Annotated in this window: 1 protein-coding gene; it reads right to left on the reverse strand. The window is 50.5% G+C overall.

The genetic code is table 11. The annotated features are described in order from the left end of the window. Positions 1-2: 2 nt before the first annotated feature. Positions 3-523: MsnO8 family LLM class oxidoreductase (locus tag ACWHAR_RS31840; RefSeq protein ID WP_452089021.1), on the reverse strand; the 521-nt coding region annotated here is incomplete at its 5' end.

Raw genomic sequence — 523 nt, forward strand, 5'->3', positions numbered from 1 at the left:
CGCTAAATTGACTGATGAAACGCTTCGGCCAGCAGCCGGTATGAATCCAATCTGTCTTGAAAATCGTGGGTGATCGTCACCGCCATGATTTCGTCCGTTCCGTAAGCGCCGGCCAGTTCAAGCAGCTGTTCCTTTACCTGCTGCGGCGTTCCGATGACCATCCGTTTTCGATTGTCTTCCACTCTCTTTCTTTCATAAGGAGAATATTGATAGGACAGGGCCGTTTCCAATGATGGAAAGCCTTCGGTCACCATCCCCTGTTCATTGGCCAATAAAGAAAAATCCAAGCTTTTGGCAAGGTTCTCCGCTTTCTCTTCTGTCTCAGCGCAAATCACAAATACGGCAACGATCACATTTGGCTGTTCCCCCAATACAGAAGGTTCGAACCTCTCTTTGTACAGTCTGGCCGCCTCTTCTCCGCCTTCACCGTTAATAAATTGAGCAAATGTATATGATGCCCCTGTTTGGGCGGCAAGCCTTGCGCTTTCCCCTGAGGAGCCGAGCAGCCAAACAGCGGGCGCTG

The organism is Bacillus sp. LR--39 (assembly GCF_053613335.1).